This is a genomic window from Vibrio sp. J2-4 (assembly GCF_021728155.1).
Taxonomy (GTDB): Bacteria; Pseudomonadota; Gammaproteobacteria; order Enterobacterales; family Vibrionaceae; genus Vibrio; species Vibrio diabolicus.
In genome coordinates this window covers 469482-489363 of sequence record NZ_JAKKCN010000004.1, presented here as the reverse complement: position 1 = coordinate 489363, position 19882 = coordinate 469482, and the positions used below count along the sequence as shown (strand labels likewise).

Sequence of the window (19882 nt, the reverse complement as noted above, 5' to 3'; positions counted from 1 at the left end):
TGTTGTACATTAATACTCGTAGGGTACAGAGGTAAGATGTTCTATCTTTCAGACCTTTTGTTTCACGTTATTGGATTAGGCTGATTCAGCCGCCCCAGTCAGCTTTTGACTGGGGCGTTTTTTATTGTGCGAAAGAAAATTTTTCTTTTTGTTCAATGTGTTGGGTTGGTAACGACTTGTCTTTATATTTCTCCCATCTTTAACCTATTGTCTACACTCCAATTTTCTTCAAAAACTCGCAAACTATTCAATCTGTAAATTTATGCCAATCACACTATGATTTTTTCTTGAAGGAAACTAAGTTGACGTGGAAGTGGGTAGATTTCTGTCTAACTTGTTGAATTGTATTTTCTTTATTGGTTATGGTTGTGAGTTAATTAAGCGAAAGCTAAAGTTAGGCGGCTTTTTAAGCTATTGAAATCATCCGATAGTTCAGCAATGCTTCGTCACATAACAATAATTACCAATTTTTCTCTCCCGTTATCCCTGCCAGGAAGGTGGGGATTTTTATTGCCTGTTATTTAGCTCAGATAAACAAAAGCCCCACCAAATGGTAGGGCCGTGTCGAAAAAATTTAACAAATATTGTTAATTATTCTTCGTCGCTTGCTGGGGTATCCAGTTCGCCTTCTTCTATCAGGTGTGCGAGCGCCGGTGCAAACCAGGTATCCAGTTTTGCACGCAGCTGATCAACGCCTAATCCTTTAAGGGAAGAGAACACATCAACGGAAACGTCGCCACCGAAAGTTTCCACCTGTTTGCGAACTTTCAGCAGGGTTTGTTTGCGTGCGCCACTTTTTAGTTTATCTGCTTTGGTTAGCAAAACTTGCACAGGAATGTGGCTATCGATGGCCCAGAAAATCATTTGCTGGTCGAGATCTTTCATTGGATGACGAATGTCCATCAGAACCACTAAGCCTTTTAGGCACTCGCGTTTCTGTAGGTATTCACCCAAAGATTTCTGCCATTTGTTTTTCATCTCTACCGGTACTTGAGCAAAACCGTACCCAGGTAGATCGACAATGTGACAACCTTCTTCTACTTTGAAAAGGTTGATTAATTGCGTACGACCAGGTGTCTTTGATGTCTTGGCTAAGCTTTTTTGATTAGTTAGACGGTTAAGTGCACTCGATTTACCAGCGTTTGAGCGTCCTGCAAACGCAATTTCGACACCTTCGTCTTCCGGTAGGTGACGAATATCGGGTGCGCTGGTGATGAAATGCGTATTTTGGTAATGAATTTTTACGCTCACTGTTAACTCCATCTCGACTTTGTGTAGTCGATTGATTACTTTTTTGTGAAAATGTGTAAAATAACCGTGCTCGGCATAAGGTCGCCTATTGTACCATGAGTGTACGCGGTATGTTCACATTCCGTGGTACTGGAAGCTTGATAATTATAATGGAATGTCATGAAGAAATTAGCGCTAATTTTGAGTCTTTTAGCCAGTTGCTCAGTATGGGCCCAAGGTAATATTGAGGCTGGTAAAGCAAAATCACAAACCTGTGTCGCCTGTCACGGAGCAGATGGCAACAGTGCAATAACAACGTACCCGAAACTCGCAGGCCAACACGCTAAGTATCTTGAGAAGCAGTTAAAAGAACTTAAGCTAGGCATGACAAGTGGTGGTAAACAAGGTCGTTACGATCCTGTAATGAGTGGTATGGCAATGCCACTGAGCGATGAAGATATCGCAGACCTATCTGCTTACTACGCTTCGCTACCAGTTTCAGAAAACTCAACACCTGAAGATGTGGTAGCAAAAGGCAAAACGCTTTATACCGCTGGTGATGCCGAGCGTGGCCTAACCGCATGTATTGCATGTCATGGTCCTCGTGGCAATGGTACTGAGCTTTCAGGTTTCCCGAAAATTTCTGGTCAGCATGCTGACTACATCAAAGCTCAGCTAGAAAAATTCCGTGATGGCGACCGTGGTAATGATATGAATGCCATGATGCGCGACATCGCGAAGAAAATGACAGACGAAGATATCGAAGTGCTGTCTAAATACGTTGGCGGTCTGCACTAATATACCTAAATCGCTCAAGATCCTGCATCTTGAGCTGGTTGGGTAGATGTCCCTACATCGTTCGAGCAACTTGTACAAAAATGCCCTAGTGAATCCACTAGGGCATTTTTGTTCGTGACAGATATCACAGTCGAGTTTGGATGCGAAAGCGATAGTTGGCTCGGCAGTTTGTGAGACATTTGCCATACTTGATGTTGGCTTTTTCTTGTTGGTGTTTTTAAGTTTTTGATTAAATGATAATTTTGATGTTTTAGAAAAATAGGCGGATGATTTTTTCAACTCATTACTTGTGAGCATCGCGGGATGGCGTAAAGTAGAAGTTGTTCACAGGGGGTGAATGTAAGGATTTAAGACCACGGTTTAGGTCTCCAAGGATGTAGCTCGGATGCTTGGTGATTTAGAAAGGGATTTAGATAGGTAGGGAGCCTATCTGATAAGGATGGTCATCTCGTCTGACGGTTAAGACAGTGAAACGGATCAGGCACAGGAAGTTGCTCAGTAGACAGGAAGTAAACGGATAGCCAAAACTCATCAGGAAGATGAAAAACAACTCTTTTTGGCAGGGAAAGCTCGAAAAACAAAGGGAACATTGATGCACCAAATGCGTGCAACACAGTTTCGCCAATTGATGGCACTTAGAAAGCGACAGTCTGACTGTCGCTTTTTTTATATCCGTTGACTTGCTCAGTCGTAACTTGAATTGAGATTACTGCACTTATTTAGCTTTATAGGTTGTAAACAAAGTTTTTTAACAAAAATTGCTGAAAAAATGCTCAGCAACACTCCAATCTGAGTTCACTTTCTGGTATGTTTCGCATCCCTGTTTGAGGAAGTCAGCATGCATACCTGTCCTTTATGCCAAAATCAGCGTACTCACCACTATTTTGAAGATAAGCGACGTGAATATCTTCAATGTGAGCAGTGCTGTTTGGTGTTCGTGAATCCAGACCAACGTTTGGATGCGGAAACCGAAAAAGCTCACTATGATTTGCATGAGAACAACCCTGAAGATTTAGGTTACCGACGCTTTTTGTCGCGTATTGCTGACCCGATCACAGAGCGAATTTCTCCACAATCAAATGGTATCGACTTTGGTTGTGGTCCTGGCCCAACGCTCTCCTTGATGCTGGAAGAGGCGGGGCACAACATGGCGTTGTACGATCTCTACTACCACCCTGATACGTCGGTTTTAGATAAAACGTATGACTTCATGACAGCAACAGAGGTGATAGAGCACCTCTACCACCCAGATTTGGTGTGGAAGCAATGGTTGAATTTAGTTAAGCCAGGGGGCTGGATAGGCCTGATGACGAAAATGGTCATCGACGTGGAGGCTTTCAAATCATGGCATTATAAGAACGATCTCACTCATGTAGTGTTCTTTAGTCGTGACACGTTCCAGTTCCTAGCAGAGCGGGATAAGCTCGAACTCGAATTTATTGGTAATGATGTAATTTTACTGAGGAAACCCCAGTAATGAGCCGTAGTAAAAAATCTAGAAAGCCAGGTGCCGCTGGCGCACCTGAGTTTGTTGTAACTCGTAACCGTACAGAGTCTGATGTGGAAGGCCGCCTACGCAAGCGTGCTAAAAAGCGCAAAGGCTTGAAAACGGGTAACCGTAACTCAGAAGTTAACGAGCAGAAAAAGCAAGCTGCTGCACAAAACCGCGACCCGCGTTTAGGCAGTAAAAAGAAAATTCCTCTGGTTGTTGAGCCTGCGAAGAAAATGACGAAGCAAGAGCGTCGTTTGTCGGCAGAGCAAGAACTAGAGATGCTAGAAAATGACGCGCAATTGAACGTGTTGCTAGACCGTATTGAAGCGGGTGAAAACCTAGGCACAGGTCTACAGAAATACGTCGATGAGAAGCTCGACCGCATTGAGAAGCTAATGGACCAACTAGGTTTGTTGGAACCTGAAGAAGAGGAAGACTTCACTGCTCCTGCTGAGAAAAGCACGCGCAATGATGATGACTTGCTGGCAGATTTCGACGACATTAACTTCGACGACTACAAAGGATAATTAAGCTATGAATGTAACCTTATTAGCTATTGCTGGTGTTGTGATTATCATCGCACTTGCTTCTTATGCAGGTTACCTTCTGCTTCAATTGAAAAAGCAAAAGGAATTGCAGCTAAAGCATCAAAAATTGGCGATAGATAAACGTAACGCCAACATTTTTGAGAATGTGCATACCTTGTGTCAGGCGGGTATTCAAGGCCAATGCGATTTATCTGAAATCAGTATTCGTGTGTATAACATCATGGATTATGTACAAGGTGAAGACCGTGTCGATTTCGATAAAACGTACCCTGCAATTTCTGAGCTTTACCATATCGTGAAAGATATGGCGCGTGGTGAAGAACGCCAACAACTTGCCAAGAAAGAGCGTATGCAACAGAACTTGACGCGTCATAAAGCGGAAAGCCGCCTCACTGACGCGATTATTGAGGAGCTCAAAGTGTTGCAGAAAAACGTCCAGCCACTGAATAATCAAATCAATATTCAGATGATTTAATAGTTACCCCCAATGGTTTCCTTATGACTGTTGGGGGTATCGTGATCACGCTAGCACTTCTTTAGTTTTATAATTAAAAAGCCAGTCGGCGTTGCCACGCTTGTCATCGTCGTATGGCAAAATAGCGGCTCTGAATATCGGGTGACGGCTTTCGTTGCCCTAGCATTTAACGGAAAGTACCACCATGTCGAATCAACACACTGAATCGAAGCAGCAAATCGTCTGGGATCAAGCGGTATTGGATAAGTACAACTATTCCGGTCCTCGCTACACGTCGTACCCAACGGCGCTGGAGTTCCATGAAGCGTTCACCATTTCTGATTATGATATGGCATGCACTCAGTACCCAGACCGCCCATTATCGCTGTACGTGCACATTCCGTTCTGTCACAAGCTTTGTTACTACTGTGGTTGTAATAAAGTCATTACGCGCCACTCGCACAAAGCGGACGAATACCTCGATGTGCTTGAGCATGAGATTCGTCAACGTGCAGCCTTATTGGTGGGCAGAACGGTCACGCAATTGCACTTTGGTGGTGGTACGCCAACGTTCCTTTCTGAAAAGCAAATTACACGCGTAATGAGCCTGTTGCGCCAAGAGTTTACCTTTAGCAGTGATGCTGAAATCAGTATCGAAGTTGACCCGCGTGAAATTCAGATCACCATGTTGGATCACCTGCGTAGCGAAGGCTTTAACCGCTTGAGCATCGGTGTTCAGGACTTCAACAAAGAAGTGCAAAAACTGGTGAACCGTGAGCAAGATGAAGAGTTCATCTTTGCGATGGTTGCGCGCGCAAAAGAGTTGGGTTTCCGTTCGACAAACCTAGATTTGATCTACGGCTTGCCAAAGCAAACCAAAGTCTCTTTTGCCAAGACGTTAGAACAAGTACTGGAAATGCAGCCGGGCCGTCTGTCCGTATTTAACTACGCGCACATGCCACAGCTATTTGCAGCGCAGCGTAAGATTAAAGACGAAGATCTGCCTAAAGCAGAAGAGAAGATGGCGATTCTGCAAGATACCATCGCGACACTGACTGGCGCTGGCTATCAATTTATCGGCATGGACCACTTTGCTTTACCGGACGATGAGCTTGCCGTCGCTCAGCGCGAAGGTATTTTGCATCGCAACTTCCAAGGCTACACCACACAAGGTGAATGTGATTTGGTTGGCTTTGGTGTCTCTGCAATCTCGATGATCGGCGATGCATACGCGCAAAACCAGAAAGAGCTGAAGAAATACTACGCTCAAGTCAACGAACTTCGTCATGCACTGTGGAAAGGGGTTTCGCTGGACTCTGATGATTTGCTACGTCGCGAAGTGATCAAGCAGCTGATCTGTAATTTTAAACTAGACAAGAAAGCGATCGAGTCTGAGTTTAAAGTGAAGTTTGATCAGTACTTTAAAGAAGATTTGCAGCTACTTCAGACCTTCATCAACGATGAGCTGGTGGAAGTGGATGACAATGAAATTCGTGTGACGCTGCGAGGTCGTTTGCTGATCCGTAATATTTGTATGAGCTTCGATAAGTACCTGCGAGCGAAGGCGCGTCAGCAACAATTCTCTCGTGTTATCTAATCATAGACGCCGATTCAAGATATAAAAAATGCCAGCAGATGCTGGCATTTTTTTATGTTTTCGCTGGATTTAAGCGCGATCTTTTACTTTTGCTTTCAGTTCCGCTTTTTCTGCTTCTGAAAGGAACGCAATCTCAAGGCCATTGATTTGTGCTTGGCGAATCTGGTCTTGGCTCAGACCAGCTGCTGGTGCCGCTACTTCGTATTCGTATGGCAGCTCGATACCTTCAACCGCTGGATCGTCAGTGTTCAGACACGCAAGAACGCCATGCTCTAGGAACTGTTTGAGAGGGTGGTTTTCTAACGTTTCTACCGTGCTTGTTTGGTAGTTTGATGTTAGGCAAGACTCAATACCAATGCGGTTTTCTGCTAGGTAATCCATCAGTTTTGGATCGTGGATCGCTTTTACGCCGTGACCGATACGAGTTGCGCCCAGCTCATTGATTGCTTGCCACATGCTCTCTGCACCTGCTGCTTCACCAGCATGAACCGTTACCCCAAGGCCAGCGTCGCGTACTTGTTTGAAGTGAGACACAAAGCGATCGCCCGGTTGGCCCAGTTCGTCACCCGCCAAGTCGACGGCAACGATGTGATCTTTTTGGCTCAGAATGCCGTCCAGTTCTTGTTGGCATGCGTCGGTGCCAAATGTGCGACTCATGATGCCGATCAGGTTGGCTTTCACGCCAAAATCGCGCATACCCGCTTGCACACCGTCCACGACTGCTTCAACAACACCCGCTACTGGTAACTTGTGTTTCATTGCCATGTAGTATGGTGAGAAACGCAGTTCAGCGTAATCGATTTGAGCGTTTAGTGCGTCTTCTACGTTTTCGTACGCCACACGACGACATGCATCTAGGTCGCCCAGTACCGCAACACCCCAGTCGAGCTTAGAAAGGAAAGCAACAAGAGAGGGTTCCGCTTCGACAATTTGAACGTGAGGAGTTAGAGACTCAATATCGTACGCTGGCAGAGCAATACCAAATTTTTGGCCAAGCTCAAGAATCGTTTTAGTACGAATGTTACCGTCTAGGTGGCGGTGCAAATCAGTAAGAGGAAGGTTCTTCGTTATCATTATGTCGATCCGGATAGTTATGAACTGGAACAGGGCCCAAACATCATCTGTGACAATACATGGGTAAGATTTGCAGTTAAGTATAAATAACAGTTAGGTAGATTGTCAGTAGAGGATGACTAGGAAATCAACGATTCTCGCTCTTTTCTACTTCATGTTAACCAAATGTGTTGGCCACTCTTCTAGTGGCATTGGACGGCTGTAATAGAAGCCTTGCACTTGGTTGCAGCCTAAAGAGCGTAGTAATTGTGCTTGATTGCTATCCTCTACGCCTTCTGCGACGACATTGGTTTTGAGGCCCGCGGTGATATTGATGACCGCAGCAACGACCGAACTGTCTAAGTTTTCTTGCGTGAGTTGATTGATGAAGGTGCGATCAATCTTCAAACAAGTAAATGGCAGTGAGTGAAGATAACCCAGTGATGAGTAACCGGTACCGAAATCATCGATCGCGATACCAATCCCCATATCACGCAGTTTGGTCATATTTTCCAGTGTGGTTGGTGCGCTATCAATAATGCGCGACTCGGTGATCTCCAGTGTTAGGTTACTGGCGGGTAATTTTGTGATATCCAATACGTTGGTCACCGTATCGACAAAATCAGGGCAGGACAGTTGATTAACGGAGATGTTCACATGCAGTTGGAAGTCTGATGGCCACTGATTACTTTGAATGGCTTGGTATGTATCGCGGCAAGCTTGTAACAGAATTTGTTGGCCAATGGCTTTGATCATGCCGCTTTCTTCTGCGATTGGAATAAAATCTAATGGTGACACCATTCCTGAGTCACTGTGCCAGCGCGCCAGCGCTTCTGCGCCACACACATTACCACTAGCGAGATCCACAATAGGTTGATAATGAGGGATAAACTCTCGGTTTTCGATGCCAGTTTGAATCTTAGTCAGCATTTGGGTGCGGAACTTTGAAGCGCTTGCCAGTTCAGGGCTGTAATGACAGACACCGGTCAGTGAATCTTGCTTGGCGTAGCTTAATGCGATGCTGGCGTTGCGAAGCCACAGCGGCATGGTTTCATTTGGTTGGGTTTGCACAATGCCAAGTGAAATCTTCATCACTACATTCTCACCTTCCACCATAAATGGGGTGGAAAAGAGTCGCTGTAATCGACGCTCGGTTTGTTTAACTTGGGCTTCAGTATCGGCGTTTGAGAGAAACACTGCGAACTCATCACCGCCAATCCGAGCCAGTAACGCGTTATCACTAAACTCTTGTTTTAGCCTTTCTGCGATGCTGACCAACAGTTGATCACCGTTATGATGACCCACACTGTCGTTGATATCTCTAAATTTGTTGATACCAAGTAAAAATAAACTGCCGTGGCACAGGTGAGATTGGTTCTCACAGATTTCGACCAAGCCCTGACGACTGTATAAGCGTGTCAGAGAGTCATAAACCAACTGCTCACGCAACGCTTTAAATGAGGCTCTGAGGTTACTCGTCATCTCATTAAAGGCATGCACAAGTACCGTTGTCTCATACACATAACCAGGTTTTGGCATACTGCTGTCCCAATCGCCATTCGCAAGGTGTTGGGCGGCGTCGGCCGTCGCGTTAATCGGTCTGGTGACTCGGTTGAAAATGATCCAACTGATGGCGATACCAAATAAGCTGACGATAAACCCGACCAGCCAACTCTTTTGTTGGCTTTTCGGCAATGTACCCAGCAACTCGGATTCAGATATAGAGGTGCCAATAAACCATGTTAAACCGTTTTGATCTCGGTATGGGGTTAGTCGGCTGAAAATACGTTGGCCGTCATGCTCAAATGAAAAGGTGTAAGGTTGCTTAGTATTGTTGAGATCAAACGACCGAACGCGGCTCGCACTGATTTTGATGATCGGATCTGCGTTTTCAGCCGCAAACAAACGCTGCCCTTTATCAGAAAACTTTGTGCCCCATGAGATAACGCTTCCCGGGCCTGAGTGAGCGATTAAACGATGCTCTGGGTCCATGATGTAGACCGAAGCTTTGGTGTTGTATTTTAACTCACGTAGAAATTCGTTAAATGTGTTGATGCGAATGTCTGTCACCAACACGCCAGCAAATTGGTCGTGTTTATACACCGGTGTCATGGCTGACAGCGTAATATCCTGGCGTTCATCGGCATTCGTATAAATCTCAGACCACATCGAGGTTTGAGTCTCTGCGACGGGCGTATACCATGGGCGAGTGCGAGGATCGTATGGAGAGATAACCGTTCGAATGCTATTACTCACATGGTTGGTGCCATAAATAATCAGATCACCATCGGTATATCGATCTTGAACCATTAAGGTGTAATCGTCGGAAAGCTCGCGGCGGAACCCGGCAAAGTCACCGCTTTCTGAACCAAATGCGATGACATCCAACTGCGGTATCGATTGGTAAAGGTTTTTGAATGCACTCAGCAGGTAGCTTTGAATATCTGAGGTGTCGTGAGGATGATAAAGGTTGTGATAGCTGACGTTATGCGCGAGAGCCATAACCGCAGTAAACGGCTTGCGCAGATAGCTATTAAGGTGGTCGTGGACACTTTCGGTTAACACGGAAAGTTGTTTGTCGCTGATATCTTTGACCACTTCTTCGTAGCTTTGCTTTTGGACGTAGACAATGACACCGATCGCCAGTAAGAAGATCATGACAAATGGAATGAGAACAGCGGTACGCAGTGTAATTTGAGTCGTAGCAGTAGACATTGCCTAATCACATAGATGGTGGTGCGCCACAATTGTACTGATATTTTTGTTAATATCGAGTGACAAACGACTCTCGTTGTTAACGCACCACGTAAGTGATTGTCAGTACAATTCTTTTAATTTTCTGGTAAGCGTGTTTCGCCCCCAGCCTAATACTTTAGCGGCATCTTGCTTGTGACCTTTAGTGTGCTCCAAAGCTGCCTCTAATAAAATGCGCTCAAATTCTGGTAAAGCATAAGAAAGTAGTTCTTTATCTCCTGCCGCGAGTGATTGACGTGCCCAATCCGCCAATTGTTCTTGCCAGCTGCCATGCTCAGAGTCCGAAATGGATTTTTTCTCTTCGAGCAGTTCGCTTGGTAAGTCGTTTGGCAATACCTCGCTACCACTGGCCATGACGGTTAACCAACGGCAAATATTCTCTAATTGACGCACGTTGCCCGGCCAATCAAGGCGGTTAAGAATTTCAACGGTCGACGGATGCAGAGTTTTGGTTTCGACCCCCAGCTCATCAGCCGCTCGGATAAGAAAATGCTGCGTAAGTTTTTCGATGTCCTGCTTACGTTCACGCAATGCCGGAATCTGCACTCGAATCACGTTCAAGCGATGGAATAAATCTTCACGGAAATCGCCTTCATGCACCAGCTTTTCTAAATTCTGGTGTGTTGCCGCGACAATCCTTACGTCGACGCTGATTGGGGAGTGACCGCCCACTCGATAAAACTGTCCATCGGCCAGAACACGCAGCAAACGGGTTTGAATATCTAACGGCATGTCACCGATTTCGTCTAAAAATAGGGTGCCGCCATTGGCTTGTTCGAATCGACCCTGACGAACATTGTTCGCCCCGGTAAATGCCCCTTTTTCATGACCAAACAACTCTGACTCAATCAGATCTTTGGGAATCGCCGCCATATTGAGTGCAATAAAAGGTTTGTTGGCGCGAGGACTATGGCGGTGCAACGCATGAGCAACGAGCTCTTTACCCGTGCCCGATTCACCGTTAATCAATACTGAAATTGAGGAGCGAGAAAGACGGCCAATGGCGCGAAATACTTCTTGCATGGCTGGCGCTTCACCGATGATTTCTGGCGTTTCTGCTGGAATGTCTTCTGGAGAGAGTTGCTCACGTTTATTTTCGTGACTGTGTGCAATCGCTCGCTCAACTAACGTTAAGGTTTCATCGATATCAAAAGGTTTTGGTAAGTATTCAAAGGCGCCTTTTTGGTACGCATTCACTGCCGCATCCAAATCTGAGTGGGCGGTCATGATAATCACGGGAAGGTCTGGGTAATCGCGCTGTACTTGTTTTAGCAGCTCTAATCCATCAATGCCCGGCATGCGAATGTCTGATACCAGCACATCTGGTACTTCGCGTTCGAGCGCCATCAAAACGCTTTCCCCATCGGCATAGGTTTCGCATTTTATGTTGGCAGAGGAGAGCGTTTTCTCCATCACCCAGCGAATGGAACTGTCGTCATCAACGACCCAAACATATCCTTTACTCATGTAGTAATCCTTGCAGCAAACCGAAAAACTGATGCGACTTGAAGTCCATTAGCGCAATCAGATCGGCAAATAAATAGTAAATGTTGTGTGACCAGGCCAGCTTTCTACGTCTATTTTTCCATTGTGCTGGTCGATCAAATTTTGTGAAATAGACAGCCCTAAGCCAGTTCCTCCCTCGCGGCCACTGACCATGGGATAGAACAGCGTGTCTTGTAATTCCGGTGGAATGCCTGGGCCGTTGTCTGTGATTTCGACACGCGCAGCGAGTTTACAGCGTTTGCCGTGAATATTAGCTTGATGCACCGTTCTGGTGCGAATGGTGATTTTACCGTGTTCTTGATGGCTAAGAATTTGCGCCGCATTACTGACGATATTAAGCATCGCCTGTTCGATTTGGTCCGCATCCATCAAAATTTCTGGCAAGCTCGGGTCGTAATCGCGTTCAATCACGATTGAACGTTGCGATTCTAATTCAACCAACTGGCGAACCTTTTCCAGAATTTGATGCAAGTTTTCTTGTGTCTTCTTACCTGGCTTTTGTGGCCCGAGTAATCGATCAACGAGCGCTCTTAAACGGTCGGCTTGCTCAATAATGATGTGCGTATACTCGGTGAGAGAGGGATCTGGCAGCATTTTTTCTAGCAATTGCGCTGCACCACGTAATCCACCTAGCGGGTTTTTGATCTCATGTGCAAGCCCTCGGACTAACAGTTTCGCCGCTTGTTGCTGGGCGTGCTGGTTCAGTTCTTGAGAGAGTCGGCGCTGTTGATCAATTTTGCGCATCTCGACGAGTAACATCAGTTGTTTTTGCCAAGTGATTGGGCTAACTGTCACCTCTAGCATTAAGGGGCGGCCATCAACAACGAAAGTGACGTCACTGTCGGTGATGCTTTGGCCACTTTGCAATGGTTGAGTGAGCAGCGCGAGATCCAGCGACGCATGTTGAATCAATTGAGAAAGCGATTGTTCAACAATACGTTTCGCGCTTTGAGAAAACAGCAACTCGGCAGCCGGATTGGCATAACGGATAGCCAATCCATCATCAAGAATCAGTGTTGCTGTCACCATGTTGTTGAGAATGGCACTAGGAAGACTGGTATCCACATTACGTCCTTGTTTTGCTTTAAGATTGTGCGTTGCACAATAATGGTGCAATTGAACGTTAAGTATGGCGAATAAATCTCAGAAGAAAAAGTGAAAAGCACCGCAGTGATGCTATTTTTTTCACCAGATATTCTATTTTGCCCCTTTTACGGTCGGCTTAACACTTGCTCTATGTAAATGCACCGTTATAGGGCTAGTAGATGCAATAAGCTTGCCGCTTCTTTTCGCGTGCACGGCCAGTGTGTGGGTGCCTCGGTCAATATTGTTTAACTGCCACGTCATATGGCTTTGTGGCGCACCATAAGGTTTTCCGTCGAGCAGCAGTTGCAACTGTTCACCGATACCAAGCTTGCGATTGGTTTCCAGTTGAATATTGATGATGCCTCGGTTGCTGCGGATGGTTTCGTTATGTTGAGGAGTCAGCATCGAGAGCTTTAATGGGAGAGGTTTATCGGTTTTCTTTTCTGGCTTGTCTTGTGGCTCTTTCGATGGCTTGGTCTGAGGGGCGAGTGATTCCGTGCTTTCTACCCTAGGAGCCGGTGCGCTGGCTTCAAGGTTTGGCAGCGCGATGGCTTTTGCACCTTGGTTTGGCGTATCACTAAAATGAACCACGCCATTTTTATCTACCCATGTATAAGCAACCTGCGCTGATGCGATGGAGGCGATTAATAATCCGCTGAGAGCACATAGCGATGGAATAAGCTGAACTTTCATTGCTCACCTTCTTTTGATCGATGATTTCACGTTTCAATGGCTTAGCTCTTTGACCTACAAGGTAAAAAGTCCAAGCGTATTTTTATTATCCCCTCATGTTAAACGTCGAATCTTGACTGACGAATACAAAAAAGGCCCGCCTGCGAGGCGAGCCTAATATTTTGTTGCTGTGTTTACATTTTACACAGTGTCGACCTTATACAGAGTAGTAAAGTTCGAACTCAACTGGGTGAGTTGTCATGTTCACGCGCTCTACGTCCTGAGATTTCAGCTCGATGTAAGAGTCGATGAAGTCGTCAGAGAATACACCACCCGCTGTTAGGAATTCACGGTCAGCATCTAGCTCTGCTAGTGCGTCTTTCAGTGAGTATGCAACCGTTGGGATTTCTGCTGCTTCTTCTGCTGGTAGATCGTAAAGGTCTTTATCCATTGCTTCGCCTGGGTGGATCTTGTTCTTAATACCGTCAAGACCAGCCATTAGCATTGATGCAAAGCATAGGTATGGGTTAGCCGCTGGGTCACCAAAGCGAACTTCGATACGACGTGCTTTCGGGCTTGGTACCACAGGGATACGGATTGAAGCAGAGCGGTTACGTGCAGAGTAAGCAAGCATAACTGGCGCTTCGAAGCCTGGTACAAGACGTTTGTACGAGTTTGTTGATGGGTTAGCAAATGCGTTGATTGCACGAGCGTGTTTGATGATACCGCCAATGTAGTAAAGCGCCATTTCAGATAGACCGCCGTACTTGTCACCAGCAAATAGGTTTACTCCATCTTTCGCTAGAGATTGGTGAACGTGCATACCGCTACCGTTGTCACCAACAAGTGGTTTAGGCATGAATGTTGCCGTTTTACCAAACGCGTGAGCAACGTTGTGTACAACGTACTTGTAGATTTGGATTTCGTCAGCTTTGGTTGTTAGCGTGTTGAAACGAGTTGCGATTTCGTTTTGACCCGCTGTTGCCACTTCGTGGTGGTGCGCTTCAACAACAAGACCCATTTCTTCCATTACTAGACACATAGCAGAACGGATGTCTTGAGATGAATCCACTGGAGCTACAGGGAAGTAACCACCTTTAACGCCTGGACGGTGACCTTTGTTACCTTCTTCGTAATCAGAACCTGTGTTCCATGCTGCTTCTACGTCATCGATCTTGAAGAAAGAGCCTGACATGTCAGTCGCGAATTTCACGTCGTCAAATAGGAAGAATTCTGGCTCAGGACCGATAAGTACAGTATCTGCAACGCCAGTAGAGCGCATGAAGTCTTCAGCGCGTTTTGCGATAGAACGTGGGTCACGGTCGTAGCCTTGCATTGTTGCCGGCTCTAAGATGTCACAACGGATGTTTAGTGTTGCGTCTTCCGTGAATGGGTCAAGCACAGCAGAAGATGCGTCAGGCATCATTACCATGTCTGATTCGTTGATACCTTTCCAGCCAGCAACTGATGAACCATCGAACATTTTACCTTCTTCGAAGAAGTCTGCGTCGATTTGGTGAGCAGGGATCGAAATGTGCTGCTCTTTACCTTTTGTATCAGTGAAGCGTAGGTCAACAAACTTAACTTCGTTTTCTTGGATCAGCGATAGAACGTTTTCTACTGACATCTTGGATAACCTCCAGTGTTAATAAGCGGTAAAAGCTCGATTTATGAATTATTCATGAAACCTGGCATTGATTAATCAATTTGACTTTTCATTAATCGATGCTGTTTTAACTAAAGCCAAAACCGTGCCAAAAAAAATATTCCATTAATTTCAAGCAATTGTGTTTTTTGGCGCTAGCTTGGTGCAGATGATTGCACCAAAATGATCTTTACTTGCACTATTGTGGTGCGGAAAATAATTATTGCACCATAATGTGACAGGCGCATTGCTTATTCAGCCCAGTTTTTGAGCAAGAGTCAATTTGAATTATGCATCGATTGGAATAAAGTTGCGTTTAATCAATTCGTTCTGAGGAAGAAAATGGGCATTAAGCGTAAAAATCGCAGAAATGCTCGGGAGTAGATCACATATTTCTAGGCTTTTTGCTAAAATCTGGTACATTATGGCCGTTTTTTTAATCAGCAAATGTCGCCAGAGAGCACCCGTTCTCAGCGTGGGGGCATTTCATCTATCTAAGTGAATCAATATCCATGGCTACTCCACAGATTGATAAATTAAGAAATATCGCGATCATCGCGCACGTTGACCACGGTAAAACCACGTTGGTTGACAAGCTGCTACAACAATCAGGCACGCTTGAGTCTCGCGGTGAAGCTGAAGAGCGAGTCATGGACTCGAACGACATCGAGAAAGAGCGCGGTATTACCATTCTTGCTAAAAACACAGCAATCGACTGGAACGATTACCGTATCAACATCGTAGATACTCCGGGACACGCGGACTTCGGTGGCGAAGTTGAACGTATCATGTCGATGGTAGACTCTGTACTACTTATCGTTGACGCGGTTGATGGTCCAATGCCTCAAACGCGTTTCGTAACACAAAAAGCGTTTGCTCATGGTCTAAAACCAATCGTTGTTATCAACAAGATTGACCGCCCTGGTGCACGTCCTGATTGGGTTATGGACCAAGTGTTCGACCTATTCGACAACCTAGGTGCTTCTGACGAACAGTTAGACTTTAAAGTGGTTTACGCTTCTGCTCTTAACGGTTGGGCTTCTCTAGAAGAAGGCGAAACTGGCGAGAACATGGAACCGCTATTCGAAACTATCGTTGGCGAAGTAGCTGCACCAGAAGTTGACCTAGATGGTCCACTACAGATGCAAATCTCTCAGTTGGATTACAGCTCTTACGTTGGCGTTATCGGCGTTGGCCGTGTAACTCGTGGTAGCGTTAAGCCAAACCAGCAAGTAACGGTTGTTGGTGCAGACGGCAAAACTCGCAACGGTAAAGTGGGTACAGTAATGGGCTACCTAGGCCTAGAGCGTCACGAAGTTGAGCAAGCTAACGCGGGTGATATCATTGCAATCACTGGTCTTGGCGAGCTTAAAATCTCTGACACTATCTGTGCACAAAACGCAGTAGAAGCACTACCAGCACTGTCTGTTGATGAACCAACAGTAACCATGACGTTCCAAGTAAACACGTCTCCATTCGCTGGTAAAGAAGGTAAGTTCGTCACTTCACGTAACATCCTTGAGCGTCTAGAGAAGGAACTGGTACACAACGTTGCACTGCGCGTTGAACAAACAGACGATCCAGACAAATTCCGCGTATCAGGCCGTGGTGAGCTTCACCTGTCTATCCTGATCGAAAACATGCGTCGTGAAGGCTTCGAGCTTGCCGTATCTCGTCCAGAAGTAATCATCAAAGAAGAAGATGGTCAGCTAATGGAACCGTTTGAAACGGTAACTATCGACGTAATGGAAGAGCACCAAGGCGGTATCATGGAGAATATCGGCCTACGTAAAGGTGAGCTGAAAGATATGGCTCCAGACGGTAAAGGCCGTGTACGTATGGACTTCATCATGCCATCTCGTGGTCTGATCGGCTTCCAAACGGAATTCATGACACTGACTTCTGGTTCTGGTCTTCTATACCATACGTTTGACCACTACGGCCCACACAAAGGCGGTAACATCGGTCAGCGTATCAACGGTGTTCTGATTGCTAACGCTGCGGGTAAAGCGCTAACTAACGCACTGTTCAACCTTCAAGAACGTGGTCGTCTATTTATCGGTCACGGTGTGGAAGTTTACGAAGGCATGGTTATCGGTATTCACAGCCGCGACAACGACCTAACAGTAAACGCACTGAAAGGTAAGCAGCTAACCAACGTTCGTGCATCTGGTACAGATGACGCACAGGTTCTAACTCCGCCAATCATCATGACACTAGAGCAAGCGCTTGAGTTCATCGATGACGACGAGCTAGTAGAAGTAACACCTGAAAGCATCCGTATCCGTAAGAAATTCCTAACGGAAAGCGATCGTAAACGTGCTTCTCGTGGCGCGAAATAATTTTCGTTAAGCGATTCAATTAAGAAGAAGCCCTGAGTTATGCTCAGGGTTTTTTGTATCTAGAGAATGAACATATCAGCATGAAGCCAATTGTGATTACTGGTGGCCCAGGTGCGGGGAAAACCACCCTACTGAATGCATTAGAGCGGCAAGGGTATGCGACGTTTGCAGAGAGCTCTCGTACGCTAATTGAACAGCAAAACCAGTTAGACGACGGTATCTTGCCGTGGACGAACCTGCCTGAGTTTGCTCAATTGTGTCTCGACTTGATGAGCAAGCAAAAGAATGATGCGCGTTGTCATGACGTTGCGTTTGTTGATCGCGCCATCCCTGACATCATTACATACCTACAAGTGGGCGGCTGTAAGGTTGACCAAGCTTTCTTAACCGAAAGTGCTGGGTACCATAGTCAGGTGTTTACTTGTCGACCTGAAGCATCCATTTACGTGCAAGATGAAGTGCGTCCACACAGCTTTGAAGAAGCATTGGAGATTCATCAATCCTTAGTGGATATCTATGCTGAGTTGGGTTACGAAGTGGTAGAAGTGCCATGGGGCAGTGTGCTAGAACGAGTAGGCTTTGTTCGAAGAGTCATCGGTTTAGTTGGTGAGGTCACAGACTAAAACCTCCTCGCTAGGAGGAGGTTTGAATCATTTACTTTTGATTGAGCTTTTGCAGGAACTTATCAGACTCTGCAATCGCTTCGTTCATCTGTTTGATTGCAAACTGAATGTCTTTCTCTAGACTAGAAAACTCACCTTGTAGAGAGCCAATCGCACTCGCGTTAAGGTTGTGTTTCAAGTACAACGTGTTGTCGCGCAATGTATTTAGTACAGGTGTCATCTTTTTCTCTGCACGCTTCATTGCGCTAAGCATGGTTTTGTACGAAGCTTTGGTTTCACGTAGCTTTTGTTCGCTTGAACGGCGCAATTTCGCGCTCGAGTACAGCTCTAGTTCGTCTTGCCATTCATTAAACAGTGCGCCGGAAACGTCTTCAATCGCAGCAATGCGGTCACGAACGTCTTGCGCCGCTTTTTCGCTGTCTTCGTACTTGTCATTGATTTTGTTGTAGACACTTTCTAGCTCACCACCATCAAAATTAGTGATCGCAGATAAGGCTTCGAGCGCACTGGTGAATTCTTCTTGTGCATCTTGTTGAGATTCTTTGGCATCTTCAACGCGGTCGACCATAATATCTCGTTTATGGTACCCAACTTGCTCCATCGCTGAGTAATAAGCAGATTGACACCCTGTTAAAGTGAAAATTGATAGTACAATTGCTAATAAATAAGGCATTCTTATGTCCTCGACGCTAATTATGGGATGAACTATGAACCAGTTATCAGAGAGTTACAAGGCAAGATTAATCAATCTACTGCCAAGTTGCGTCGCGTTTTTTAAGTATCTTCTTAAGCGATTAACGCATGATCGCGTCAATGTGAACGCGGGCTATCTTGCCTATATTACCTTGTTATCCATCGTGCCAATGCTGACGGTATTGTTATCAATATTGTCGAAATTTCCCGTTTTTGCGAACGTCGGTGAGGTGTTGCAAGGCTACATTATTGAGAATTTTGTTCCGGCATCTGGGGAAGCTGTACATACGGCATTGCAGGAATTTGTGGCGAATACGGGCAAAATGAGCGCGGTTGGCGGTGGGTTTTTATTCATTGCTGCAGTCATGCTGATTTCGAACATTGATAAGAACTTAAACTACATTTGGCGAGTTAAAGATAAGCGCCGTTTAGTATTTTCATTCTCTATGTATTGGATGGTACTCACGTTAGGGCCGATCATGGTCGGTGCGAGTATCGCGGCTACATCGTACGTGACCTCACTGCAAATTTTAGAGAACGAGACATTATCTGGTGCGTTCAATCTGTTTTTACGTTGGTTACCGCTGTTGTTGTCTTTTTTCGCTTTCCTTGGCTTATATATTCTGGTGCCGAATAAAAAAGTGCACCTGGCTCATGGCGCGATGGGGGCAGCAGTCGCTGCGATACTGTTCGAATTAAGTAAAAAGGGCTTTGCACTCTACATCACGCAGTTCCCCTCTTATCAGCTCATTTACGGCGCGTTAGCCGCGATTCCTATCTTGTTTGTTTGGGTGTATTTATGCTGGATGATCGTGTTATTGGGTGCGGAAGTCACAGCTGCGCTTGGTGAGCGAGAGCACTGGAGTGAAGATTTAGACATGATACACTCGACCGCTGAATCTCAGTTAACAGATGAAGGAAGCGAGAGTAGTGATAGCGCTAATTCAACGAGTCAGTGAAGCTGCCGTCCGTGTGGATGGTGAAGTCGTAGGGGAAATTGATCGTGGTCTGCTGGTCTTATTAGGAGTAGAGAAAGACGACGATGAGGCCAAAGCAAAACGCTTGATGGAGCGTGTTACGACCTACCGCGTGTTCGAAGATGATGAAGGTAAGATGAACCTGAATGTCAAACAGGTAGCAGGCAAAGTGCTGGTGGTTTCTCAATTTACGTTACCTGCGGATACAAAAAAAGGCACTCGTGCTGGCTTTTCTCGCGGTGCGCATCCTGCTGATGCTGAGCGCTTGTATGATTACTTTTCTGATTTGTGTGAACAAGTTTTACCCACACAGCGTGGCCGCTTCGCTGCCGATATGAAAGTGTCCTTAGTGAATGACGGTCCGGTGACGTTTTGGTTGCAGGTCTAGTCTGGTAACACAAGCGCCATGGTC

At 45.8% G+C, this 19882-nt stretch carries 17 protein-coding genes; 9 read left to right on the top strand and 8 right to left on the bottom strand.

Annotation, left to right across the window (positions count from 1 at the left end):
- Nucleotides 1-591: 591 nt before the first annotated feature.
- Nucleotides 592-1251 (bottom strand): ribosome biogenesis GTP-binding protein YihA/YsxC, encoded by a 660-nt coding sequence (gene yihA, locus L3V32_RS16830; RefSeq protein WP_005394452.1) that lies wholly within the window; start codon nucleotides 1249-1251, stop codon nucleotides 592-594.
- A gap of 159 nt (nucleotides 1252-1410) precedes the next feature.
- On the opposite strand from yihA, the gene L3V32_RS16825 reads away from it, so the two are divergent.
- The 5 genes from L3V32_RS16825 (at nucleotide 1411) to hemN (ending at nucleotide 6119) form a co-directional block, all read left to right on the top strand.
- A complete protein-coding gene (locus L3V32_RS16825) occupies nucleotides 1411-2028 on the top strand; it encodes a cytochrome c (protein ID WP_005379248.1) in 618 nt (205 codons plus the stop codon).
- A gap of 838 nt (nucleotides 2029-2866) precedes the next feature.
- Nucleotides 2867-3505 carry a class I SAM-dependent methyltransferase gene (locus L3V32_RS16820; RefSeq protein ID WP_199803651.1) on the top strand — a complete coding sequence of 213 codons (639 nt, stop codon included), beginning with the start codon at nucleotides 2867-2869 and terminating at the stop codon, nucleotides 3503-3505.
- On the top strand, nucleotides 3505-4047 hold the full coding sequence (yihI, locus tag L3V32_RS16815; protein WP_005394455.1) for a Der GTPase-activating protein YihI: 543 nt from the start codon (nucleotides 3505-3507) through the stop codon (nucleotides 4045-4047). Before L3V32_RS16820 ends, yihI begins: the two co-directional genes overlap by 1 nt.
- Before the next feature lie 7 nt (nucleotides 4048-4054).
- A complete protein-coding gene (locus L3V32_RS16810; protein ID WP_005379254.1) occupies nucleotides 4055-4543 on the top strand; it encodes a DUF2489 domain-containing protein in 489 nt (162 codons plus the stop codon).
- A gap of 184 nt (nucleotides 4544-4727) precedes the next feature.
- Nucleotides 4728-6119: an oxygen-independent coproporphyrinogen III oxidase gene (gene hemN / locus L3V32_RS16805; protein WP_109168673.1), complete on the top strand. Its 1392-nt coding sequence runs from the start codon at nucleotides 4728-4730 to the stop codon at nucleotides 6117-6119.
- Nucleotides 6120-6188: 69 nt separating this feature from the next.
- Here the strand turns inward: hemN and add are convergent, their stop codons facing one another.
- The 6 genes from add to glnA all read right to left on the bottom strand — a co-directional run bounded on the left by add (nucleotide 6189) and on the right by glnA (nucleotide 14817).
- A complete protein-coding gene (gene add, locus L3V32_RS16800; protein WP_005395038.1) occupies nucleotides 6189-7193 on the bottom strand; it encodes an adenosine deaminase in 1005 nt (334 codons plus the stop codon).
- A gap of 147 nt (nucleotides 7194-7340) precedes the next feature.
- Nucleotides 7341-9887 carry an EAL domain-containing protein gene (locus L3V32_RS16795; RefSeq protein WP_237284747.1) on the bottom strand — a complete coding sequence of 849 codons (2547 nt, stop codon included), beginning with the start codon at nucleotides 9885-9887 and terminating at the stop codon, nucleotides 7341-7343.
- A 102-nt stretch (nucleotides 9888-9989) separates the two neighbouring features.
- Entirely contained in the window at nucleotides 9990-11393 is a 1404-nt protein-coding gene (glnG, locus tag L3V32_RS16790) for a nitrogen regulation protein NR(I) (RefSeq protein WP_005395036.1), read from the bottom strand.
- Between the two features lie 57 nt (nucleotides 11394-11450).
- Nucleotides 11451-12497: a nitrogen regulation protein NR(II) gene (gene glnL, locus L3V32_RS16785; protein ID WP_012841226.1), complete on the bottom strand. Its 1047-nt coding sequence runs from the start codon at nucleotides 12495-12497 to the stop codon at nucleotides 11451-11453.
- Nucleotides 12498-12629: 132 nt separating this feature from the next.
- Nucleotides 12630-13211 carry a DUF4124 domain-containing protein gene (locus L3V32_RS16780; protein ID WP_182019137.1) on the bottom strand — a complete coding sequence of 194 codons (582 nt, stop codon included), beginning with the start codon at nucleotides 13209-13211 and terminating at the stop codon, nucleotides 12630-12632.
- 196 nt (nucleotides 13212-13407) lie between these two features.
- On the bottom strand, nucleotides 13408-14817 hold the full coding sequence (glnA, locus tag L3V32_RS16775; RefSeq protein ID WP_005395023.1) for a glutamate--ammonia ligase: 1410 nt from the start codon (nucleotides 14815-14817) through the stop codon (nucleotides 13408-13410).
- Nucleotides 14818-15347: 530 nt separating this feature from the next.
- Between glnA and typA the strand changes: the two genes are divergently transcribed.
- Both typA and L3V32_RS16765 read left to right on the top strand, forming a co-directional pair.
- Nucleotides 15348-17177 carry a translational GTPase TypA gene (gene typA / locus L3V32_RS16770; RefSeq protein WP_046874152.1) on the top strand — a complete coding sequence of 610 codons (1830 nt, stop codon included), beginning with the start codon at nucleotides 15348-15350 and terminating at the stop codon, nucleotides 17175-17177.
- Between the two features lie 80 nt (nucleotides 17178-17257).
- The gene (locus L3V32_RS16765) at nucleotides 17258-17800 is read left to right on the top strand and encodes an AAA family ATPase (RefSeq protein WP_237284746.1); all 543 of its coding nucleotides are present in this window, start codon (nucleotides 17258-17260) and stop codon (nucleotides 17798-17800) included.
- Nucleotides 17801-17831: 31 nt separating this feature from the next.
- Here the strand turns inward: L3V32_RS16765 and L3V32_RS16760 are convergent, their stop codons facing one another.
- On the bottom strand, nucleotides 17832-18473 hold the full coding sequence (locus L3V32_RS16760) for a DUF2959 domain-containing protein (protein ID WP_006741783.1): 642 nt from the start codon (nucleotides 18471-18473) through the stop codon (nucleotides 17832-17834).
- Nucleotides 18474-18507: 34 nt separating this feature from the next.
- Between L3V32_RS16760 and L3V32_RS16755 the strand changes: the two genes are divergently transcribed.
- Nucleotides 18508-19452: a virulence factor BrkB family protein gene (locus L3V32_RS16755; RefSeq protein WP_005379281.1), complete on the top strand. Its 945-nt coding sequence runs from the start codon at nucleotides 18508-18510 to the stop codon at nucleotides 19450-19452.
- The gene (gene dtd, locus L3V32_RS16750; protein WP_048624608.1) at nucleotides 19424-19858 is read left to right on the top strand and encodes a D-aminoacyl-tRNA deacylase; all 435 of its coding nucleotides are present in this window, start codon (nucleotides 19424-19426) and stop codon (nucleotides 19856-19858) included. The genes L3V32_RS16755 and dtd overlap by 29 nt, the downstream gene beginning before the upstream one ends.
- The last annotated feature ends 24 nt before the right edge of the window (nucleotides 19859-19882 follow it).

Coding starts and splice junctions, on each gene's coding strand:
- L3V32_RS16825 (WP_005379248.1), top strand. CDS start 1,411: ATGAAGAAATTAGCGCTAATTTTGAGTCTTTTAGCCAGTTGCTCAGTA.
- L3V32_RS16820 (WP_199803651.1), top strand. CDS start 2,867: ATGCATACCTGTCCTTTATGCCAAAATCAGCGTACTCACCACTATTTT.
- yihI (WP_005394455.1), top strand. CDS start 3,505: ATGAGCCGTAGTAAAAAATCTAGAAAGCCAGGTGCCGCTGGCGCACCT.
- L3V32_RS16810 (WP_005379254.1), top strand. CDS start 4,055: ATGAATGTAACCTTATTAGCTATTGCTGGTGTTGTGATTATCATCGCA.
- hemN (WP_109168673.1), top strand. CDS start 4,728: ATGTCGAATCAACACACTGAATCGAAGCAGCAAATCGTCTGGGATCAA.
- add (WP_005395038.1), bottom strand. CDS start 7,193: ATGATAACGAAGAACCTTCCTCTTACTGATTTGCACCGCCACCTAGAC.
- L3V32_RS16795 (WP_237284747.1), bottom strand. CDS start 9,887: ATGTCTACTGCTACGACTCAAATTACACTGCGTACCGCTGTTCTCATT.
- glnG (WP_005395036.1), bottom strand. CDS start 11,393: ATGAGTAAAGGATATGTTTGGGTCGTTGATGACGACAGTTCCATTCGC.
- L3V32_RS16780 (WP_182019137.1), bottom strand. CDS start 13,211: ATGAAAGTTCAGCTTATTCCATCGCTATGTGCTCTCAGCGGATTATTA.
- glnA (WP_005395023.1), bottom strand. CDS start 14,817: ATGTCAGTAGAAAACGTTCTATCGCTGATCCAAGAAAACGAAGTTAAG.
- typA (WP_046874152.1), top strand. CDS start 15,348: ATGGCTACTCCACAGATTGATAAATTAAGAAATATCGCGATCATCGCG.
- L3V32_RS16765 (WP_237284746.1), top strand. CDS start 17,258: ATGAAGCCAATTGTGATTACTGGTGGCCCAGGTGCGGGGAAAACCACC.
- L3V32_RS16760 (WP_006741783.1), bottom strand. CDS start 18,473: ATGCCTTATTTATTAGCAATTGTACTATCAATTTTCACTTTAACAGGG.
- L3V32_RS16755 (WP_005379281.1), top strand. CDS start 18,508: ATGAACCAGTTATCAGAGAGTTACAAGGCAAGATTAATCAATCTACTG.